Genomic DNA, 18,405 nt, shown 5'->3' with positions numbered 1-18,405 from the left:
TGAGAAATCGCCACTTAGACGTGGAAGCCGGCACCCGACGGCCAGTATGCTACTCGCCGGACTGCGCCGCCCAAGCCTAGCACAGGCCCTGCCGGGGCGGCCGAGCGGGGAGGGAGTTGCATGAGCGAGGCGATCGCCACGAGCCAGACGATCCTCGTCGTCGGCGGCGGCATCAGCGGCATGACCGCGGCCCTCGAGGCGGCCGAGGTGGGCAAGCCCGTCATCCTGGTGGAGAAATCCCCCAGCCTCGGCGGCCGGGTGAGCCAGCTCCACCGCTACTTCCCGAAGCTCTGCGTGCCGAGCTGCGGGATCGAGATCAACCTGCGGCGGCTCAAGGCCAATCCGCGCGTGCGCGTGCTCACCCTCACCGAGGTGGTGGGGATCGAGGGCGGCCCCGGCGACTACCGCGTCCGCCTGCGCACGCGCCCGCGCTACGTCACCGAGGACTGCACCGCCTGCGGCGCCTGCGCCGAGGTTGTGGAGGCGGAGTTCGAGGACGAGTTCCAGCTCGGCCTCGGCCGCCGCAAGGGCGCCTATCTCCCCCACCCCATGGCCTTCCCGCAGCGCTACGTCATCGACCCGCGCATCCTCGGCAGCGAGGACGCCGAGCGGGCGAAGGCGGCCTGCCGCTACGGCGCCATCGACCTGGACATGCGCGAGAGCGAGGCCACGGTCAACGTCGGCGCCATCATCTGGGCCACCGGCTGGCGCCCCTACGACGCCGACCGGATCCAGCCCTACGGCCACGACCGCTACGCCGACGTGGTGACCAACATGGAGTTCGAGCGCATGGCGGACCCCATGGGGCCGACCGGCGGCCGCATCCAGCGCCCCTCCACCGGCGAGCCCCCGAGGCGCATCGCCTTCATCCAGTGCGCGGGCTCGCGCGACGTCAACCACCTCAAGCACTGCTCGCGGATCTGCTGCATGGCGACCCTCAAGCAGACCCACTACGTGCGCGAGGCCCTGGGCGAGGACGTCGAGATGGACATCTACTACATCGACATCCGCGCCATCGACCGCCTCGACGACTTCCACCGCGCGGTGCGCCGCGATCCCAAGATCCGCTTCATCAAGTCGAAGGTGGCCAACATCACCCGCGGCGACGACGGCCGGGTGGTCCTCCACGGGGTCGACACGGAGGGCTATCGCCGCTACGCCGAACCCTACGATCTGGTGGTGCTCGCCACGGGGATGGAGCCGGCGGTGAAGGCCTCCGAGCTGCCGGTGGCGGTGGCGGGCAACGAGCACGGCTTCATCGAGCGCGACCCGGCCAACGGCGCCATCTTCGCCGCCGGCTGCGCCGAGGACGCGCTGGACGTCAACCGCGCGGCGCAGAGCGCGACGGCGGCGGCGCTGCGCGCCATCCAGGTGGTCAACCGCGCGGCCGGCACGGAGGGCTGATCCAGTGGCGGACGAGAAGAAGTTCGGGGCCTACATCTGCAGCGGCTGCGGCATCGGCGAGCGGCTCGACGTCGACGCCCTGGCGAAGATCGCCGAGCGCGAGGGCCGCATGGGCTATGTCAAGACCCACGAGTTCCTCTGCGGCGGCGAGGGCGTGGGCATGATCCGCGCCGACCTCGAGGCGGGCGAGGCCACCCACATCGTAATCGCCGCCTGCTCGCCGCGGGCCAAGACCGAGGCCTTCCGCTTCGACGGCGTCGCCGTAAGCCGCGCCAACCTGCGCGAGGGCGTGATCTGGGTCCGCCCGGACGAGGAGGAGGCGCGCGAGACGACCCAGGAGATGGCCGAGGACTACGTCCGCATGGCCTGCGCCGAGATCAAGCATCTGCAGGTGCCGCAGGCCAACCCGGAGGCGGCCCTCTGCCGCACCGTGCTGGTGGTGGGCGGCGGCGTGACCGGGCTCACCGCGGCGCTGGAGGCGGCCGAGGCGGGCTACGACGTGGTGGTGGTGGAGAAGCGGGGCGAGCTCGGCGGGCACGCCGCGCGCATGCACCGGCGCATCCCCCAGCGCGCCCCCTACCGCGACCCCGAACCCACCGGCATCGACGAGCTCATCGCCAGGGTCGAGGCGCACCCCCGGATCACGGTCCATCTCAACAGCCACCTGGCCCGCACCAGCGGGGCGCCGGGGCGGTTCGAGGCCGAGGTGGCGGGCGAGAGCGGCGCCAGCACTACGGTCCGGGCCGGCGCCATCGTCATGGCCACCGGCTTCACCCCCTACGACCTCTCGCGGCTGCCCCACCTGGGTGCCGGCAAGAGCCCCGACGTGGTGGATCAGGCGGGCCTCGAGGCCCTCGCCCGCGAGGCGGGGGACGGCCCCATCCGCCGCCCCTCCGACGGCAAGGAGGTGCGCAGCGTCGTCTTCGTCCAGTGCGCGGGCCAGCGCAGCGACGAGGAGGGACAGCTGCCCTACTGCTCGGGCCACTGCTGCCTGACCAGCATCAAGCAGGCTATGTACTTCAAGGACCGCGATCCGGCGATCGACGCCACGGTCCTCTACACCGACCTGCGCACCCCCGGGGCGCCGGGCGAGGATTTCTACCGCGCGGGCCAGGAGAAGGGGATCGTCTTCGCCAAGGGCGAGGTCCGCGAGGTGGTGCCCGCCGACGGCGGCCTCGAGGTCCGCTTCAAGGATCTCATCCTCGACGAGGACACCGCGGCACGGGCGGATCTCGTGGTGCTGGCCACGGGGATGATCCCCAACTCCGGGGTGGACTTCGATCCCGAGGCGGTGGCCGAGGAGCAGGCCACCGTGGAGGTGCCGGTGGAGTCCATCCTCAACCTGACCTACCGCCAGGGCCCGGATGTGCCCAAGCTCAAGGACGGCTTCGCCGACAGCCACTTCATCTGCTTCCCGTACGAGTCCCGGCGCACCGGCATCTACCTCGCGGGACCCGTGCGCCGCCCCATGGACATGGCCCAGGCCATGGAGGACGCCGCCGGCGCCGCCCTCAAGGCGATCCAGGCCATCGAGAACGCGGCCCAGGGCCGTGCGGTGCACCCGCGCGTGGGGGACCTCAGCTACCCCAGCTTCCGCCGCGAGGGCTGCACCCAGTGCAAGCGCTGCACCGTGGAGTGCCCCTTCGGCGCCATCGACGAGGACGAGCAGCGCTATCCCGTCTTCAACGAGGCCCGCTGCCGCCGCTGCGGCACCTGCATGGGGGCCTGCCCGGTGCGGGTGATCTCCTTCCAGAACTACTCGGTGGAGACCGTGGGCCAACAGCTCAAGGCGGTGGAGATCCCGGACGAGTTCGAGGAGAAGCCGCGGGTGCTCGTCCTCGCCTGCGAGAACGACGCCTACCCGGCCCTCGACATGGCGGGCATGCTGCGCCGGGAGATCAGCCCCTTCGTGCGCGTGATCCCGGTGCGCTGCCTCGGCTCGGTCAACACCATCTGGATCTCCGACGCCCTCAACTCCGGCTACGACGGCGTCATGCTCCTCGGCTGCAGGAAGGGCGACAACTACCAGTGCCACTTCGTGCGCGGCTCCGAGCTCGCCCACTACCGCATGAGCAAGATCGACGACACCCTCAAGAGCCTGTCGCTCGAGCAGGAGCGGGTCGCCACCTACGAGGTCTCCATCGCCGACATCGAGCGCATCCCCGAGCTCATCCGCGAGTACATGGAGACCATCGACCGCATCGGGCTCAGCCCCTTCAAGTTCTAGGAGGCCGGCGATGAGCGAGCTCAACCAGGCCATGGCCGCCCGCTACCGCAACGACTTCCTGCGCGAGGTGGAGGCCAACGTCGAGGAAGGGCACTGGGTGCGCATGTGCATGCAGTGCGGGGTGTGCGCGGGCTCCTGCCCGCTCGGCCCCTACTGGGAGCACCCGCCCCAGGAGATCTTCATGATGATCCGCGCCAACAAGCGCGAGGAGGTGCTCGCCTCCAGCTCCATGTGGATGTGCACCTCCTGCTACAACTGCATCGTGCGCTGCCCGCGCGGCCTGCCCATCACCCACATCATGCACGGGCTCGCCCACTACGCCGCGCGCCTGGGGCTCGCCCCCAAGACGCAGCCCACGCGGCGCTTCGCCGAGATGTTCTGGGACAACCTCATGAAGAAGGGCCGCGTCAACGAGCTCAAGCTCGGCCTCGGCCTCTACTTCATGAACGGCTTCGCCGAGGGGGTGAAGACGGCGCTCGCCAAGCGGCCCATCGGCCAGGCGATGCTCAGGGCCGGGCGCATGAGTCCCATGGAGCTGGTGCGTCCGCACAAGGTCAAGGACATCCAGGGCCTCAAGGCGATGATCGCCAAGGCCCGCGAGCTCGAGGAGGCCCGCACCACCGGCGGGTCCGCCGGCTGAGGACCACGACATGGCTGAGAAGAGGCGCTATTCGTTCTATCCCGGCTGCTCGTCGCAGAAGTCGGCCTCGTCCTCCAACTACCTGGTCTCGACCCAGGCGGTGTGCGAGAGCCTCGACATCGAGCTCAACGAGATCCCGGACTGGAACTGCTGCGCGGCCTCCATCGGCTACGCCAAGGGCGGCGAACTGCCGCGGCTGGCCCTGTCGGCGCGCAACATCGCCCTCTCCGAGCAGGCCCATCCGGATCAGGACATCGTCGCCACCTGCGCCGCCTGCTGGCTCGCCACGCGCGAGACCCAGGAGCGGGTCCAGGCCGACCCCGAGCTGCGCCGGGAGATGGAGGTGGTGCTGGAGGCGGGCGGCCTCAAGGCCGAGTTCCGCAAGCCCGTCCGCCACATGGTGGAGGTGCTGGTGGAGGACGTCGGCTACGAGGCCATCCGCGAGAAGGTGACCAGGCCCCTGGAGGGCATCAAGATCGCGGGCTACGTCGGCTGCCAGACCAACCGCCCCTTCGGCATCGCCGGCGAATCCTTCGAGAACCCGGTCTATCTCGACAAGATGGTGGAGGCGGTGGGGGCCGAGCCGGTGGAGCACTACGAGAAGAAGGTCCAGTGCTGCGGCGGGGCCCTCATGTTCTCCGAGCCGGAGAAGTGCCAGGCGATGGTCAAGGACATCATCGAGGCGGCCTACGACGGCGGCGCCGAGATGATCGTCACCCCCTGTCCGGTATGCCAGATGAACGTCGAGATCTACCAGGACGAGATCAACAAGCGCTACGGCACCCGCTTCCGGATGCCGGTGGTCTACTACACGACGCTCATGGCGGTGGCCTTCGGGCGCAGCGCCAAGGAGGCGGGCCTCGACGGGCAGGTGATCCGCGCCGAGAAGCTGGAGCAGATCGCCGGCAAGTAGCCGGGCGCGGCGGGGCCGCGGTACCACCCAAGAGGAGGAAACGCTCCGCCCCCCGCGCCTGCGTCCGCCCCCGCCCGGTGGCGCCCCGGGCGTGCGGCCTCAAAGCAGCGGCCCCTCCGGGTAGGGCACATCCGGCGGCTCGGGCTGGAGGGCCTCGTGGAAGGCCTCGACGGTCTCCACCGCCGCGTCGGGCCGGCGGAAGCGGGCGATGTGGAAGAGGGCGTCGCCTGCGTTGGCGAGGGGCAGCTGCGTGCGCCCGATGACGATCCCGGCGAAGGGGGCGCGCACCTCCATCTCCCGCTCGCCGAAGGGGTCGGCGATCACCGCGAGCAGCCCGCCTTCGTCGACCCGGCCGCCCGGGGCCACCAGCATCCGCAGCACCCCGCTCATGGGTGCGCGCACCCAGGCCGTCTCCCGCGTCAGCACCGGCTCCGGCAGCGGCCGGCCGCGCCGCCGGGCGGCGATCATCCCGAGCGCCTCCATGACGTGGAGGATCCCGCGCACGCCGGCACGGATGGAGAGCTCGTCGAAGCGCAGGGCCTCCCCGGTCTCGTAGAGCAGGGTCGGGATCCCGCGCGCGGCGGCGGCCTCGCGCAGCGAGCCGTCGCGCACGGCAGCGTGGATCAGGACCGGCGCACCGAAGGCGCGGGCGAGCCGCAGCGTCTCCTCGTCGTCGAGATTGGCGCGGATCTGGGCCAGATTGAAGCGGTGGCCGGCACCGGTGTGCAGATCGATGCCATGGGTGCAGCGGGCGACGATCTCCTCGAGGAAGAGGTGGGCGATGCGCGCGGCGAGCGAGCCCTCGGGCGAGCCCGGGAAGCTGCGGTTGAGGTCGCGCCGGTCGGGCAGGTAGCGCGAGTGGGTGACGAAGCCGTGGACGTTGACCACCGGGATCGCCACCAGCACACCGCGCAGCCGCACAAGCGCGGGGCTCCTGAGCAGGCGCCGGATGATCTCGACCCCGTTGATCTCATCGCCGTGGATCGCCGCGCTCACGAACAGGCGCGGCCCGTCCCGCCGGCCGCACACCACGTGCACGGGCATGGCGAGCGGCGTATGGGTGAAGAGAGGGGGCAGCGGCAGATCGACGGTGCGCCGCGTCCCCGGCGGGATGCGCTCGCCGCGGATGGTGAAGCCGGCCGCCTTCACCCCTGCCCCCGGGTGCGGGTGCGGTGGGGGCGGGCGTTCTTCTCGATGAAATGGATGATCATGCCCGCGATGTCCTTGCCGGTGACCCGCTCGATGCCTTCGAGGCCCGGCGAGGAGTTGACCTCCATCACCAGGGGACCGTGGGCCGAGCGCAGCAGATCGACGCCGGCGACGTTGAGGCCCATGATGCGCGCGGCCCGCACCGCCGCCGCGCGCTCCTCGGGCGTGAGCTTGACGAGGGTCGCGTTGCCGCCGCGGTGCAGGTTGGAGCGGAACTCGCCCTCGCGCGCCTGCCGCTTCATCGCCGCCACCACCCGCTCGCCGATCACGAGGCAGCGGATGTCGGCGCCCCCCGCCTCGCGGATGTACTCCTGCACGAGGATGTGGGCCTTGAGCCCGAGAAAGGCCTCGATGACGCTCTCTGCCGCCTTGCGGGTCTCGGCGAGGACCACGCCGATGCCCTGGGTGCCCTCCAGGAGCTTGATCACCAGCGGCGCCCCCCCGACCATGTCGATGAGGTCGTCGATGTCGTCGGGCGAGTGCGCAAACCCCGTCACCGGCAGGCCGACGCCCTTGCGGGCGAGCAGCTGCAGCGAGCGCAGCTTGTCCCGCGCCCGCGTGATCGCCACCGACTCGTTGAGGGGATAGACCCCCATCATCTCGAACTGCCGCAGCACCGCGGTGCCGTAGAAGGTCACGGAGGCGCCGATGCGGGGGATGACGGCATCGAAGCCGGTGAGCTCCTGCCCGCGGTAGTGGATGCTGGGCCGGTGCGAGGTGATGTTCATGTAGCAGCGCAGGACGTCGAGGATCTGCACCTCGTGGCCGCGCGCCTCGGCCGCCTCGGCAAGCCGGCGCGTGGAATAGAGCCTGGGGTTGCGCGAGAGGATGGCGATCTTCACCGGCCCGCCTCCGGGTCGCCCTGGACGAAGGACCGTGCCGGATCCACGAGGAACCTTCCTTGCAGCGCGGTCCGCCCGAGCAGCATGCGGAAACGCATGGTGTCGCGGTTGGTCAGGGTCAGCTCCAGCGGCCAGCGCCGCCCGCCCACGACCACCTCGGAGACGATCACGCACCGCTCCTCGCGATGTCCGCCCGAATCCGTGACCACGCGCCGGTCGCGCAACGGCGCACGGCAGTGCACCTCCACCTCGTCGCACCCCTGCAGGGGGTGGACGCCGAAGCGGACCCAGCTGCGACCCGCCTCCTCGAAGGGCTCCACATAGAAGGCGTGCAGGGCCGAGGTCCGCGCCCCCGTATCCACCTTGGCCTTGATGCGCGCGATCCCGAGCTCGGGCAGCGCCACCCACTCGCGCCACCCCACCAGATCCGCCACCGTACAGACCCTCCCGAAAGGACTCGCGCCGCGATCGTACGGCCGGCGCCCGCGGCTGTCACGCCCCCGCCGGCCGCGGCACCCCACCTCAGCCGTCCGTGAAGTCGCGCCGCCTGAGGCCGTGGCGGCGCAGCTTGTCGTAGAGCGTCTTGCGCGGCAGCGCGAGCTCCGCGCACACGGCGCCGATGTCGCCGCGGTGGCGGCGCAGGGCGTCGGCGAGCAGCGCACGCTCGAACGCCTCCACCCGCTCGGCGAGACCGCGCGGCCCGCCTTCGGCGCCCTCCAGCCCCAGGACCCAGCGCTCCGCGGCGTTGCGCAGCTCCCGCACGTTGCCGGGCCAGTCGTGGGCCATGAGGCGGGCGACGGTGGCGGGATCGGGCTCACGCGGCTCGCGCCCGTGCCGGGCCGCGGCCTCGGCGGCGAAGTGGTGGAACAGGAGCGGGATGTCCTCGCGCCGCTCCCGCAGCGGCGGCACCACGATGCGCACCACGTCGAGACGGTAGTAGAGATCCTCCCGGAAGCGCCCCTCGCGGGCGGCGGCGAGCAGGTCCTCCTTGGTCGCCGCCACCACCCGCACGTCCACCGGCACCGGCTCGTTGCCCCCCAGCCGCTCCACCGCGCGCTCCTGCAGCACCCGCAGCAGCCGCACCTGCAGCGGCGGCGGCATGCTCTCGATCTCGTCGAGGAGCAGGGTCCCGCCGCTGGCGTACTCGAAGCGCCCGATGCGCCGCTCGCGCGCCCCGGTGAAGGCCCCCGCCTCGTGGCCGAAGAGCTCGCTCTCGATAATGCTCTCGGGCAGGGCGCCGCAATTGACCGCCACGAAGCGCCCTCCGCGGCGCGCGCTCTGGCGGTGCAGGGTGCGGGCCACCACCTCCTTGCCGCTGCCGGTCTCGCCGATGACGAGGACGTCGGCCTCGGTGGCGGCCACGGCCGCCACCGTCTCGCGCAGCCGCCGCATGGCCTCGGAGCGGCCGAGCAGCACCGGCCCCTCGCCTGCCGCCGCAAGCTCCGCCCGCAGGGCGCGGTTCTCGAGCACGAGGGCGCGCTTCTCCAAGGCCCGGCGCACCACCTCCACCAGATGCTCGCTGCGGTAGGGCTTCTCGATGAAGTCCCAGGCCCCGGCGCGCATCGCCTCCACCGCCATGGGGACGTCGCCGTGACCGGTGACCAGCACCACCGGCAGCTCCGGGTCCACCTCGCGCACCCGCCGTAGCAGCGCCATGCCGTCCATGCGCGGCATGCGCACGTCGCTCACCACCACCCCGGCGAAGTCCCGGCCCACCAGCGCCAGGGCCTCGGCGGCCTCGGCACAGGCGCGGGCGGACAGCCCCGCAAGCTCCAGGGACTGCACCGCGGCGGCGCGCACCGCCGGCTCGTCGTCGACGAAGAGGACCATTCCCCGGCTCACGCCGCGGCCTCCTGCGCCAGCGGCAGCTCCAGCCGGAAGCAGGCCCCCGCCCCCGGCGCGCCGCGCGCGAGGAGCCGCCCGCCGTAGGCCTCGGCGATGCTCAGCGAGATGGAGAGGCCGAGCCCCAGCCCCTCCCCCACCTCCTTGGTGCTGTAGAAGGGGTCGAAGATGCGCTCCTCGGCGCCGGCGGGGATCCCGGGGCCGTTGTCGCACACCTCGAGCACGCCGCAGCCGCCCTCGCGCGCCACCCGCACCGCGATCCTCGGCGCCGCCACCCCCGCCACCGCGTCCAGGGCGTTGGCGAGGAGGTTCACCGCCACCTGCCCGATCCGCACCTCGTGCCCCCGCACCTGCACCTCGGCGGCCTCCTCCAGGACCGGCTCCACCCCGGCCGCGCGCAGGCGCGGCGCCAGCAGCCGCAACGCCCCTCGCACCGCCTCGCCCAGGGAGACCGCCTGCGGCGGCGCGCCGTCGTCGCCGCGCGCGAAGACCTTGAGGTGGCGGCTGAGCTCGGCCATGCGCTCGGTGAGCTCGCCGATGCGGGCGAGGTTCTCCGCCGCCTCCGCGAGGCGCCCGCGCTCGATGAGCACGCGGGCATTGTCGGCGTAGCCCCGGATCGCCGCCAGGGGCTGGTTGAGTTCGTGGGTGACGCCGGCGGCGATCTGGCCCAGCACCGCCAGCTTCCCCGCCCGCACCAGCTCGTCCTGGGTGCGGCGCAGGGCGGCCTCGGCACGCCTTCGCTCCGCCACCTCCTCGCGCAGCCGCGCATTGGCGGCCTCGAGCTCGGCGGTGCGCTCGGCGACCCGCGCCTCCAGGGTCTCGCGCATGGCCTGCTGGTGGGCGATGCGCTCCATGAGCCGCGCCCGCCGCTGGTCCAGGTAGCCTGCGAACACGCCCAGGCCGGCGAGCGCCACCCCCGCGAGCAGGGTCGCCGTGGCGGCGAAGGCACGCACCGGCCGCACGTCGGAGAAGACGTGCACGATCCACCCGGCATAGGGCAGGCGCACGCTCTGGCGCAGGAAGACCGAGGGGCCGCGCCCGCCGGCGGCAAGGCGCACCAGCACGCCGCCCGGCACCACCTCCTGCGCCGCCACGGGGAGCGGCTCCAGCGCCGCATCGCCGTAGCGGCGGCCGGCGCGGATCGCCTCCCGCGCCTCGTCCGACAGCGGCCCCAGGGTCCGGAAGCGCCACTCGGGGCGGCTGGAGAGGAACACCACCCCGTCGGGGTCGGTCACCGCCACCGGCGCCCCGTCCGCCGAGAGCAGCGCCTCCAGCGCCTCCGTGCCCACCTTGACCACGGCCACGCCGCGGACGACGCCGGCGGCGTCGCGCACGGGATGGGAGAAGTAGAAGCCCCGGCGCAGGGAGGCGACGCCGAGGGCGTAGTAGCGCCCCGGACGTCCGGCCATGGCCTCGCGGAAATAGGGGCGGAAGCCGAAGTCGCGGCCGAGGAAGGAGTCCGCCGAGCGCCAGTTGCTGGCCGCCACGGTGCGCCCGTCTGGGGCCATGAGGTAGGCCACATCGGCCCCGGCGAGGGCGGCGAAGCGCTCGAGCGCGCGGCTCGCGGGCTCCGGGGCCATGGCGCCCGAGAGGGCCGCGCGCGCCACCGGCACATCCGCCAGCAGCCGCGCCAGCGGTTCGTACTTGCCGAGCTCGCGCTCGAGCACCGCGGCGTAGAGGCGCAGCCGCTGCGCCCCCTGCTCGCGCAGCTCGGCATAGCCCCGCCCGGCGGCGAGCTGCCAGACGAGGGCGAGCAGCACCGGCGCCGCCACCACTAGGGCGACGATGCCGGCGGCCAGGGTGCGCGACAGCGGCCTCTCCGCCATGGGATCCGGCCCTCCGCGGGGATCGGGCCCGCAACGCCGCGGCTACCCTAGCCGCGTGCCGCCCGGCTGTAAACTCGCCCGCCCCTCAATAGCCCTGCAGCCGGTCGATGAGCCCCGGCAGGAAGAGGGAGATTTGGGGCAGGTAGGTGATGAGGATCAGGAACAGCAGCAGCAGCCCCAGCCACGGCACCGCGGCCCGCACCACCCACGGCAGGCTGCGCCCGGTGATCCCGGCGGCCACGAACAGGTTCAGCCCCACCGGCGGCGTGATCATGCCGATCTCCATGTTCACCACCATGATGATGCCCAGGTGGATGGGATCGATGCCGAGCCGGGTGGCGATGGGGAACAGGATCGGCGCCATGATGAGAATGATCGCCGAGGGCTCCATGAAGTTGCCGGCGGCAAGCAGCACGAGGTTGACGAGGATCAGGAATCCCCACGCCGGCAGGCCCATCTCGACGATCTGCTGGGCGATGGCGTGGGGGATCCGCTCGGTGGTGAGCACGTGGGCGAACAGCATGGCGTTGGCGATGACGAAGAGCAGCATGATGCTGACCTTGGCCGCCTCCATCACCACGCCCCGCACCTGCGCATCGCCCGCGCTGCGCACCAGCGCCCACGCCATCTGCAGGAGGTTGCGGGCCGCCGCCCGCGCCAGCGGCTCGCCCTCGCGCCGCCAGGGCACCCCCTTGAGGGGCCCGATGTCGCGGTAGCCCAGCACCGCCACGAGGAAGGCGTAGACGGCCGAGACCGCCGCGGCCTCCGTGGGGCTCGCGATACCGCCGTAGATGGAGCCGAGGACGATGACGATGAGCATGAGCCCGCCGGAGGCCGAGAAGAAGGAGGCGGCGAGCTCGCGCAGCCCCGGCCAGGGCCGCGCCGGCAGATCCCTGATGCGGGCGACGACGTAGATGGCGAACATCAGGATCCCGCCCATCAGGAGCCCCGGGATGACGCCCGCCATGAACATGCGCGCGGCCGAGACCTCGGTCGCCGCGGCGTAGACCAGCATCACGATGGAGGGGGGGATGAGGATGCCGAGGGTGCCGGCGTTGCAGATCACGCCGGTGGCGAAGGACTGCGGATAGCCCGCCCGCACCATGCCCGCGATGACGATGGAGCCGATCGCCGCCACCGTCGCCGGCGAGGAGCCCGAGACCGCGGCGAAGAGCATGCAGGCGAGCACCGAGGCCATGGCCAGGCCGCCGCGGATGTGGCCCACGGCGTCCATGGCGAAGCGGATGATGCGCCGGGCCACGCCCCCCGTGGAGAGGAAGGCGGAGGAGAGGATGAAGAAGGGGATCGCGAGCAGGGTGTAGTGCTCGGAGAGGGCCTCGAAGAGCTTGAGCGCCACCGAGGCCAGCGAGTCCTGCGAGAAGAAGAGGATCGTCACCACGCTGGAGAGCCCCAGCGCCATCGCCACCGGCATCCCGATGGCCATGCACAGGAACAGCAGCAGAAAGAGCACCGCCGAGGTCATCGCCGCGCCTCCTCCGCCTCGCCCCGCGCCAGATGCAGGCTCTCCTCGGCCTCGTCGGCGAAGCGGAAGCCCTCGGCCTCGCCCCGCAACACGCGCCACAGCAGCTGCAGCAGCCGCAGCGCGAGCAGCGCGAAGCCCACCAGCAGGATCCCGTGGGCGACCCAGAGCGGGACGGGCAGGTCCTCCATCTCGATCCCGATGCGGAACATCTTGCCGAGGTAGATCCAGGATCCGGCGAGGAAGAGGCCGCAGTAGACCAGCGCGGCCGCCACCGCGACCGCGCTCGCCGCGCGCCGCGCGCGCCGCGGCAGCACCCGCACCAGGGCGTCGACGCCGATGTGGGCCCCCACCTTGACGCCGTAGCTTGCGCCGAAGAGGACGAACCAGGCCGAGAGGTGCAGGGTGAGCTCCTGCGACCACAGCCACCCGGTGCCGAAGCCGAAGCGCAGCACCACGTCGACGAACACGAGCAGCGTGGTGGCGACCAGGAGGAGCGCGATCACCGCCTCCTCGATGCGGTTGAGCACACGGACGGACATCAGCGAACCTCCGAGGTGTCGGCCTGCGGGCCGGCGCCGCGGCCGATGCGGGGGCGCGCGCACGCGGCCCCGCGTGGTGCAAGGACTCGGTCCGGGCCGTCCCTGGCCCGGCGGCGGCGCGCGGTCAGCCCTCGTTCGCGCGCAGGGCGGCCTCGATGAGGTCCTCGCCGATCTCGCGCTCGAACTTCTTCCACACCGGCTTCATGGCCTCCACCCACTGGGCCCTCTGCTCGTCGGTGAGCTGGATGATCTCGCTGCGGCCGCTGCGGGCGATGGCTGCACGGTCGGTGCCGGCCTTCACGCGCGCGACCTGGTTGCCGTACTCGATGGCGATGTCCAGGGCCTTCTTGAGCTTCGCCCGCGTCGCCTCCGGCAGCCCGTTCCAGAACTCCTTCGAGGTCACCACCATGTAGCCCAGATAGCCGTGGTTGGACTCGGTGATGTAGGGCTGCACCTCGTAGAACTTCTTCGAGTAGATGTTGGACCAGGTGTTCTCCTGGCCGTCGATGGCCTTGGTCTGCAGCAGCGTGAAGACCTCGGAGAAGGGCTTCTTGAGGGGCGTGGCGCGGACCGCCTCGAACTGGGCTGCGATCACGTCCGAGGACATGATGCGGAACTTCAGGCCATTGGCATCGGCCGGCACCCGCAGCGGCCGCGAGGCCGAAAGCTGCTTCATGCCGTTGTGCAGATAGCCGAGGCCGACGATCCCCTTGCGCTCCATGGAGGCGAGCAGGCCCTGGCCGGCGGGGCTCGCGATGAAGCGGTCCACCGCGTCGATGTCGCGGAACAGGAAGGGCAGGTCGAAGACCTGCAGCTTCTTGGTGTAGCGCTCGAACTTGGACAGCGACGGCGCGGCCATCTGCACGTCGCCGAGCAGCATGGCCTCCAGGACCTTGTTGTCGTTGTAGAGCTGGGAGTTGGGGTAGACCTCCACCCGCACCTCGTCCCCCATGAAGGTGTTGACGATGTCGGCGAAGGCGTTGGCCGCCCGCCCCTTGGGGGTGTTCTCCGCGACCACGTGGGAGAACTTGATCACCGTCGGCGCGGCCATGGCCGCGGGGGCGGCGAGCGCCGCCGCGGCGGCGCCGAGCACTGCGGCACGGATCAGTCGCATGGCGTGATACCTCCTCTCGTTGTCTCGCCGGTCGGGACCGGCCCTGGGGCCGGCGGCGCCAGCCTTGCAAGGGTGATGCCAGGACGGGCGGGCACGCCCAAGATCCCCTGAAGGCCGCTTCAAGCCAGGCTTTCGCATCCCTCCGGCGCGCCCGCCCCGCCCCGCCGCCGTGCGGAAATCCGCACACGGACGCCCCGCGCCGTGCGGTCCGCCGCACACCTTGAGGCGCGCCGGGGCGGCCCCATATCCGTCGCAGACGACGAACGGACGGAGGCTGCCATGACGGAGAAGGGAACCTGGGTGGTCGTGGCCGATGCCGCGCGGGCGCGCATCTTCGAGACCGCCGGGCCGGGCGGACGCCTGGAGGAGCGCGAGGCGCTCGCCCACGAGCCGGCGCGGCGCCACATCGGCGAGCTGGTCACCGACGCCCCCGGCGAGGTCTTCGACCGCGCCGGCCACGGCCGCCACGACGCCGAGCCGGAGGTGGACCCCAAGACCCACGAGGCCCTGCGCTTCGCCCGCCGCCTCGCCGAGCACCTGGCCGAGGCCCGCCGCGCCGGGGCCTACCGCAAGCTGGTGATCGCGGCGGCGCCGCGCTTCCTCGGCATGCTCCGCGAGGCCCTCGACGAGGAGACGCGGGCGGCGGTCGCCGCCGAGACGCCCAAGGACCTCACCGGCCTCGACCCCGCCGAGATCCGGCGCGCCCTGCCCGAGTGGTGGTGAGCGCCGCGGCCCGCGGCCGTGACGGGGCAGGGGCGCGCCGCCCCTACCCCGCCGGGCGGCTCAGGCCACCCAGAGCGCCATGAAGCGGTCCACCGGCGTCTCCTCGAGGCGGCGGTGGTCGTCGCAGACCGCCTCGAGGGCCGCCTGCTGCTTGCGCGCGAAGCGCGTGGCGAGGGCGTCCTGGAACTTCTCGATGAGAAGCGGGATCCCCTCCTCGCGCCGGCGCCGATGGCCCACCGGGTAGTAGACCTCCACCTTGTCGGTGCAGCTGCCGTCGCGGAAGAAGACCTGCACCGCGTTGGGGATGGCGCGGCGCTCCGGGTCGTAGTAGGCCTCGGTGTAGGCCGGGTCCTCCACCACCTCCATCTTCTCGCGCAGGGCGTCGATGCGCGGGTCGGCCGCCACCTCGTCCTCGTAGTGATCGGCGGTGAGCTCGCCGAAGATGAGGCCGATGGCGGTCATGTACTGGATGCAGTGGTCGCGGTCGGCGGGATTGGCGAGCGGCCCGGTCTTGTCGATGATCCGCACCCCCGGCTCCTGGGTGTGGATCACCACCCGCTCGACCTCGTCGAGGCGCGCCGCCACCTGCGGGTGGAGCTTGAAGGCGGCCTCCACCGCGGTCTGGGCGTGGAACTCGGCGGGGAAGGCGATCTTGAAGAGGACGTTCTCCATGACGTAGCTGCCGAGCGGGCGGGCGAGGCGGATCGGCTCGCCGCGGAAGAGGACGTCGCAGAAGCCCCAGCGCGGCGCGCTCAGCGCCGAGGGATAGCCCATCTCGCCCTTGAGCGCCATCAGCGCCAGGCGCACCGCGCGCGCGGTGGCGTCGCCCGCGGCCCAGCTCTTGCGCGAGCCGGTGTTGGGGGCGTGGCGGTAGGTGCGCAGGGCACCGCCGTCGATCCAGGCGTTGGAGAGGGCGTTGACGATCTCGTCGCGGCTGCCGCCGAGGAGGTGCGTCGCCACCGCCGTGCTCGCCACCCGCACCAACAGGACGTGGTCGAGGCCGACGCGGTTGAAGCCGTTCTCCAGCGCCAGCACGCCCTGGATCTCGTGGGCCTTGATCATGGCGGTGAGGACCTCGCGCATGGTGAGCGGGGCCTCGCCGGCGGCGACGCGGCGGCGCGAGACGTAGTCGGCCACGGCGAGGATGGCGCCGAGGTTGTCCGAGGGGTGGCCCCACTCGGCGGCGAGCCAGGTGTCGTTGAAGTCGAGCCAGCGCACGAGGGCGCCGATGTTGAAGGCCGCCTGCACCGGGTCCAGCTCCCATGCGGTGCCGGGCACGCGCGCGCCGCCCGGCAGCACCGCCCCCGGCACCACCGGGCCCAGCAGCTTGGTGCACTCGGGGTAGCGCAGGGCCAGCATGGCGCAGGCGAGCGAGTCCATGAGGCAGTAGCGGGCGGTGTCGTAGGCCTCGGCGCTGTCGATCTCGGCGCCGGCCACGTAGTCGGCGATCTCGACGAGCAGCGGATCCGGATCGGGTCGCTTGGCGCTCTTGATGTCGGCCATGGGTGTCGCTCCTCTCTCGGGTTCGGGAAGGGGAAACGGCGCGGGGCCGCCGCGGCGGCGGCCCCGCGGTGCGCCGGCGCCGGCCTCAGCGCTGGTCGATGGGCACGAAAGGCCGCTCCTCGGGGCCGATGTAGTTGGCGCTCGGGCGGATGATCTTGCCGTCCTGGCGCTGCTCGATGACGTGGGCGGCCCAGCCGGCGGTGCGCGCGATCACGAACAGCGGCGTGAACATCGGCGTGGGCACACCCATCATGTGGTAGGAGACGGCGGAGAACCAGTCGAGGTTGGGGAACATCTTCTTGATCTCCCACATCACCGCCTCGAGCCGCTCGGCGATCTCGAACAGCCGCGTGTCCCCGGCGTCCTCGGACAGGCGGCGCGCCACCTCCTTGATGATGGGGTTGCGCGGATCGCCGATGGTGTAGACCGGGTGGCCGAAGCCGATCACGATCTCCTTGCGCGCGACCCGCTCGCGGATGTCGGCCTCGGCCTCGTCGGGGTTGTCGTACCGGCTCTGGACCTCGAAGGCGACCTCGTTGGCGCCGCCGTGCTTCGGCCCGCGCAGGGCGCCGATGGCGCCGGTGATGGCCGAGTAGATGTCGGAGCCGGTGCCGGCGATGACGCGCGCGGTGAAGGTGGAGGCGTTGAACTCGTGCTCGGCGTAGAGGATGAGCGAGGTGTGCATGGAGCGCACCCAGAGCTCGGGCGGCGTGCGCCCGTGGAGCAGGTGCAGGAAGTGCCCGCCGATGGAGTCGTCGTCGGTCTCCACCTCGATGCGCCGGCCGTTGTGGGCATAGTGGTGCCAGTAGAGGAGCATCGAGCCGAGACAGGCGAGGAGGCGGTCGGCGATGGCGCGGGCGCCGGCCACCGGCTGCTCGTCCTTCTCCGGCTCGCAGGTGCCGAGGACCGAGACCCCGGTGCGCATGACGTCCATGGGATGGGCCGAGGCGGGGATGCGCTCCAGCGCCTTCTTCACCGCCACCGGCAGCCCGCGCATGGCGGCGAGCTTCTGCTTGTAGGCGGCGAGCTCGGCGCGGTTGGGCAGCTTGCCGTGCACCAGCAGATAGGCCACCTCCTCGAACTCGCACTGGGCGGCGAGGTCGGCGATGTCGTAGCCGCGGTAGTGGAGGTCGTTGCCGGTGCGGCCGACGGTGCAGATGGCGGTGTTGCCGGCGGCGGTCCCGGACAGGGCCACCGACTTCTTCTTGCGCTTGGACAGATCCTGGACGGCGTCGCTCATGGTCACTCCCCCCTGGCGTAGAGCTCGTCGAGCTTGCGCTCGTAGGCGTGGTAGTCGAGATAGTCGTAGAGCTCGTCGCGCGTCTGCATGCGATCGAGGACGCCGCGCTGGGTGCCCTCCTCGCGGATGGCGCGGTAGACCTCGAGGGCGGCCCGGCTCATGGCGCGGAAGGCCGAGAGCGGGTAGAGCACCAGCGCCACGCCCGCCCCCGCGAGCTCCTCGACCGTGAACAGCGGCGTCTTGCCGAACTCGGTGATGTTGGCGAGCACCGGCACCCCCACCGCGTCGACGAAGCGGCGGTAGGTGTCGAGGTCGGGCACGGCCTCCGGGAAGATCATGTCGGCACCGGCCTCGACGCAGGCGCAGGCGCGCTCGATGGCGGCCTCGAGCCCTTCCACGGCCAGCGCGTCGGTGCGCGCCATGACGACGAAGGCCTCGTCGGTGCGCGCGTCCACCGCGGCCTTGATGCGGTCCACCATCTCCTGCCTGGAGACGATGGCCTTGCCGGGACGGTGGCCGCAGCGCTTGGCCTGGACCTGGTCCTCGATGTGGATGGCGGCGGCCCCCGCCTTGATCATCGCGCGCACGGTGCGGGCGATGTTGAAGGCGCTCGGCCCGAAGCCGGTGTCCACGTCCACCAGCACCGGCAGCTCGGTGACGTCGGTGATGCGGCGGACGTCGGTGAGGACGTCGTCGAGGGTGGTGATGCCGAGGTCGGGGATGCCGCACGAGGCCGCCGCCACCCCGCCGCCGGAGACGTAGAGGGCGCGGTAGCCGGTGCGCTCGGCGAGCCGTGCGGCGTAGGCGTTGATGGCGCCCACCACCTGCAGGGGACGCTCGGCCTCGAGAGCGGCGCGGAAGCGCGCCCCCGCGCTGCTGCGATCGCTCATGTCGAACCTC

At 72.0% G+C, this 18,405-nt stretch carries 16 protein-coding genes; 5 read left to right on the top strand and 11 right to left on the bottom strand.

Features of this window, described 5'->3' with window-relative positions; translation table 11 throughout:
* Window positions 1-120 precede the first annotated feature (120 nt).
* Genes EDC57_RS02225 through EDC57_RS02210 form a run of 4 tightly spaced genes read left to right on the top strand, consistent with a single transcriptional unit; the run spans window position 121 to window position 5,184 of the window.
* The gene (locus EDC57_RS02225; RefSeq protein ID WP_123399823.1) at window positions 121-1,404 is read left to right on the top strand and encodes an FAD-dependent oxidoreductase; all 1,284 of its coding nucleotides are present in this window, start codon (window positions 121-123) and stop codon (window positions 1,402-1,404) included.
* A 4-nt stretch (window positions 1,405-1,408) separates the two neighbouring features.
* Window positions 1,409-3,631 (top strand): FAD-dependent oxidoreductase, encoded by a 2,223-nt coding sequence (locus tag EDC57_RS13265; RefSeq protein ID WP_123399821.1) that lies wholly within the window; start codon window positions 1,409-1,411, stop codon window positions 3,629-3,631.
* A 10-nt stretch (window positions 3,632-3,641) separates the two neighbouring features.
* Window positions 3,642-4,271: a 4Fe-4S dicluster domain-containing protein gene (locus tag EDC57_RS02215; RefSeq protein WP_123399819.1), complete on the top strand. Its 630-nt coding sequence runs from the start codon at window positions 3,642-3,644 to the stop codon at window positions 4,269-4,271.
* Window positions 4,272-4,281: 10 nt separating this feature from the next.
* Complete coding sequence (locus EDC57_RS02210; protein WP_123399817.1) at window positions 4,282-5,184, top strand: CoB--CoM heterodisulfide reductase iron-sulfur subunit B family protein; 903 nt, start codon at window positions 4,282-4,284, stop codon at window positions 5,182-5,184.
* 99 nt (window positions 5,185-5,283) lie between these two features.
* Here EDC57_RS02210 and EDC57_RS02205 read toward each other — a convergent pair whose 3' ends face one another.
* The 8 genes from EDC57_RS02205 to EDC57_RS02170 all read right to left on the bottom strand — a co-directional run bounded on the left by EDC57_RS02205 (window position 5,284) and on the right by EDC57_RS02170 (window position 14,039).
* Window positions 5,284-6,333, bottom strand: coding sequence for a succinylglutamate desuccinylase/aspartoacylase family protein (locus tag EDC57_RS02205; RefSeq protein ID WP_245995104.1), 1,050 nt, complete (start codon window positions 6,331-6,333; stop codon window positions 5,284-5,286).
* Window positions 6,330-7,235, bottom strand: a complete 906-nt coding sequence (gene rimK / locus EDC57_RS02200) for a 30S ribosomal protein S6--L-glutamate ligase (RefSeq protein WP_123399815.1) — start codon at window positions 7,233-7,235, stop codon at window positions 6,330-6,332. Before rimK ends, EDC57_RS02205 begins: the two co-directional genes overlap by 4 nt.
* A complete protein-coding gene (locus EDC57_RS02195) occupies window positions 7,232-7,669 on the bottom strand; it encodes an ATP-dependent zinc protease family protein (RefSeq protein ID WP_123399813.1) in 438 nt (145 codons plus the stop codon). Before EDC57_RS02195 ends, rimK begins: the two co-directional genes overlap by 4 nt.
* Window positions 7,670-7,757: 88 nt before the next feature.
* Window positions 7,758-9,077, bottom strand: a complete 1,320-nt coding sequence (locus EDC57_RS02190; RefSeq protein WP_281272245.1) for a sigma-54-dependent transcriptional regulator — start codon at window positions 9,075-9,077, stop codon at window positions 7,758-7,760.
* Window positions 9,074-10,903 carry a sensor histidine kinase gene (locus tag EDC57_RS02185; protein ID WP_123399809.1) on the bottom strand — a complete coding sequence of 610 codons (1,830 nt, stop codon included), beginning with the start codon at window positions 10,901-10,903 and terminating at the stop codon, window positions 9,074-9,076. The genes EDC57_RS02190 and EDC57_RS02185 overlap by 4 nt, the downstream gene beginning before the upstream one ends.
* A gap of 85 nt (window positions 10,904-10,988) precedes the next feature.
* The gene (locus EDC57_RS02180) at window positions 10,989-12,386 is read right to left on the bottom strand and encodes a TRAP transporter large permease (protein WP_123399807.1); all 1,398 of its coding nucleotides are present in this window, start codon (window positions 12,384-12,386) and stop codon (window positions 10,989-10,991) included.
* Window positions 12,383-12,925: a TRAP transporter small permease gene (locus EDC57_RS02175; RefSeq protein ID WP_123399805.1), complete on the bottom strand. Its 543-nt coding sequence runs from the start codon at window positions 12,923-12,925 to the stop codon at window positions 12,383-12,385. Before EDC57_RS02175 ends, EDC57_RS02180 begins: the two co-directional genes overlap by 4 nt.
* Before the next feature lie 124 nt (window positions 12,926-13,049).
* The gene (locus tag EDC57_RS02170) at window positions 13,050-14,039 is read right to left on the bottom strand and encodes a TRAP transporter substrate-binding protein (RefSeq protein ID WP_123399803.1); all 990 of its coding nucleotides are present in this window, start codon (window positions 14,037-14,039) and stop codon (window positions 13,050-13,052) included.
* A gap of 279 nt (window positions 14,040-14,318) precedes the next feature.
* Here EDC57_RS02170 and EDC57_RS02165 point away from each other — a divergent pair, with 279 nt between their 5' ends.
* The gene (locus EDC57_RS02165) at window positions 14,319-14,762 is read left to right on the top strand and encodes a host attachment protein (RefSeq protein ID WP_123399801.1); all 444 of its coding nucleotides are present in this window, start codon (window positions 14,319-14,321) and stop codon (window positions 14,760-14,762) included.
* Between the two features lie 60 nt (window positions 14,763-14,822).
* On the opposite strand, the gene EDC57_RS02160 is transcribed toward EDC57_RS02165, so the two are convergent.
* From EDC57_RS02160 to prpB, 3 genes are all read right to left on the bottom strand, one after another.
* A complete protein-coding gene (locus tag EDC57_RS02160) occupies window positions 14,823-16,265 on the bottom strand; it encodes a bifunctional 2-methylcitrate dehydratase/aconitate hydratase (RefSeq protein ID WP_123399799.1) in 1,443 nt (480 codons plus the stop codon).
* A gap of 85 nt (window positions 16,266-16,350) precedes the next feature.
* Window positions 16,351-17,505: a bifunctional 2-methylcitrate synthase/citrate synthase gene (gene prpC, locus EDC57_RS02155; RefSeq protein ID WP_123399798.1), complete on the bottom strand. Its 1,155-nt coding sequence runs from the start codon at window positions 17,503-17,505 to the stop codon at window positions 16,351-16,353.
* Between the two features lie 2 nt (window positions 17,506-17,507).
* Complete coding sequence (gene prpB, locus EDC57_RS02150; RefSeq protein ID WP_123399796.1) at window positions 17,508-18,395, bottom strand: methylisocitrate lyase; 888 nt, start codon at window positions 18,393-18,395, stop codon at window positions 17,508-17,510.
* Window positions 18,396-18,405: the final 10 nt, after the last annotated feature.

Source organism: Inmirania thermothiophila (genome assembly GCF_003751635.1).
Classification (GTDB): Bacteria; Pseudomonadota; Gammaproteobacteria; order DSM-100275; family DSM-100275; genus Inmirania; species Inmirania thermothiophila.
The sequence above is the reverse complement of the archived record's forward strand: the minus strand, read 5'-3'. Positions and strand labels throughout refer to the sequence as shown.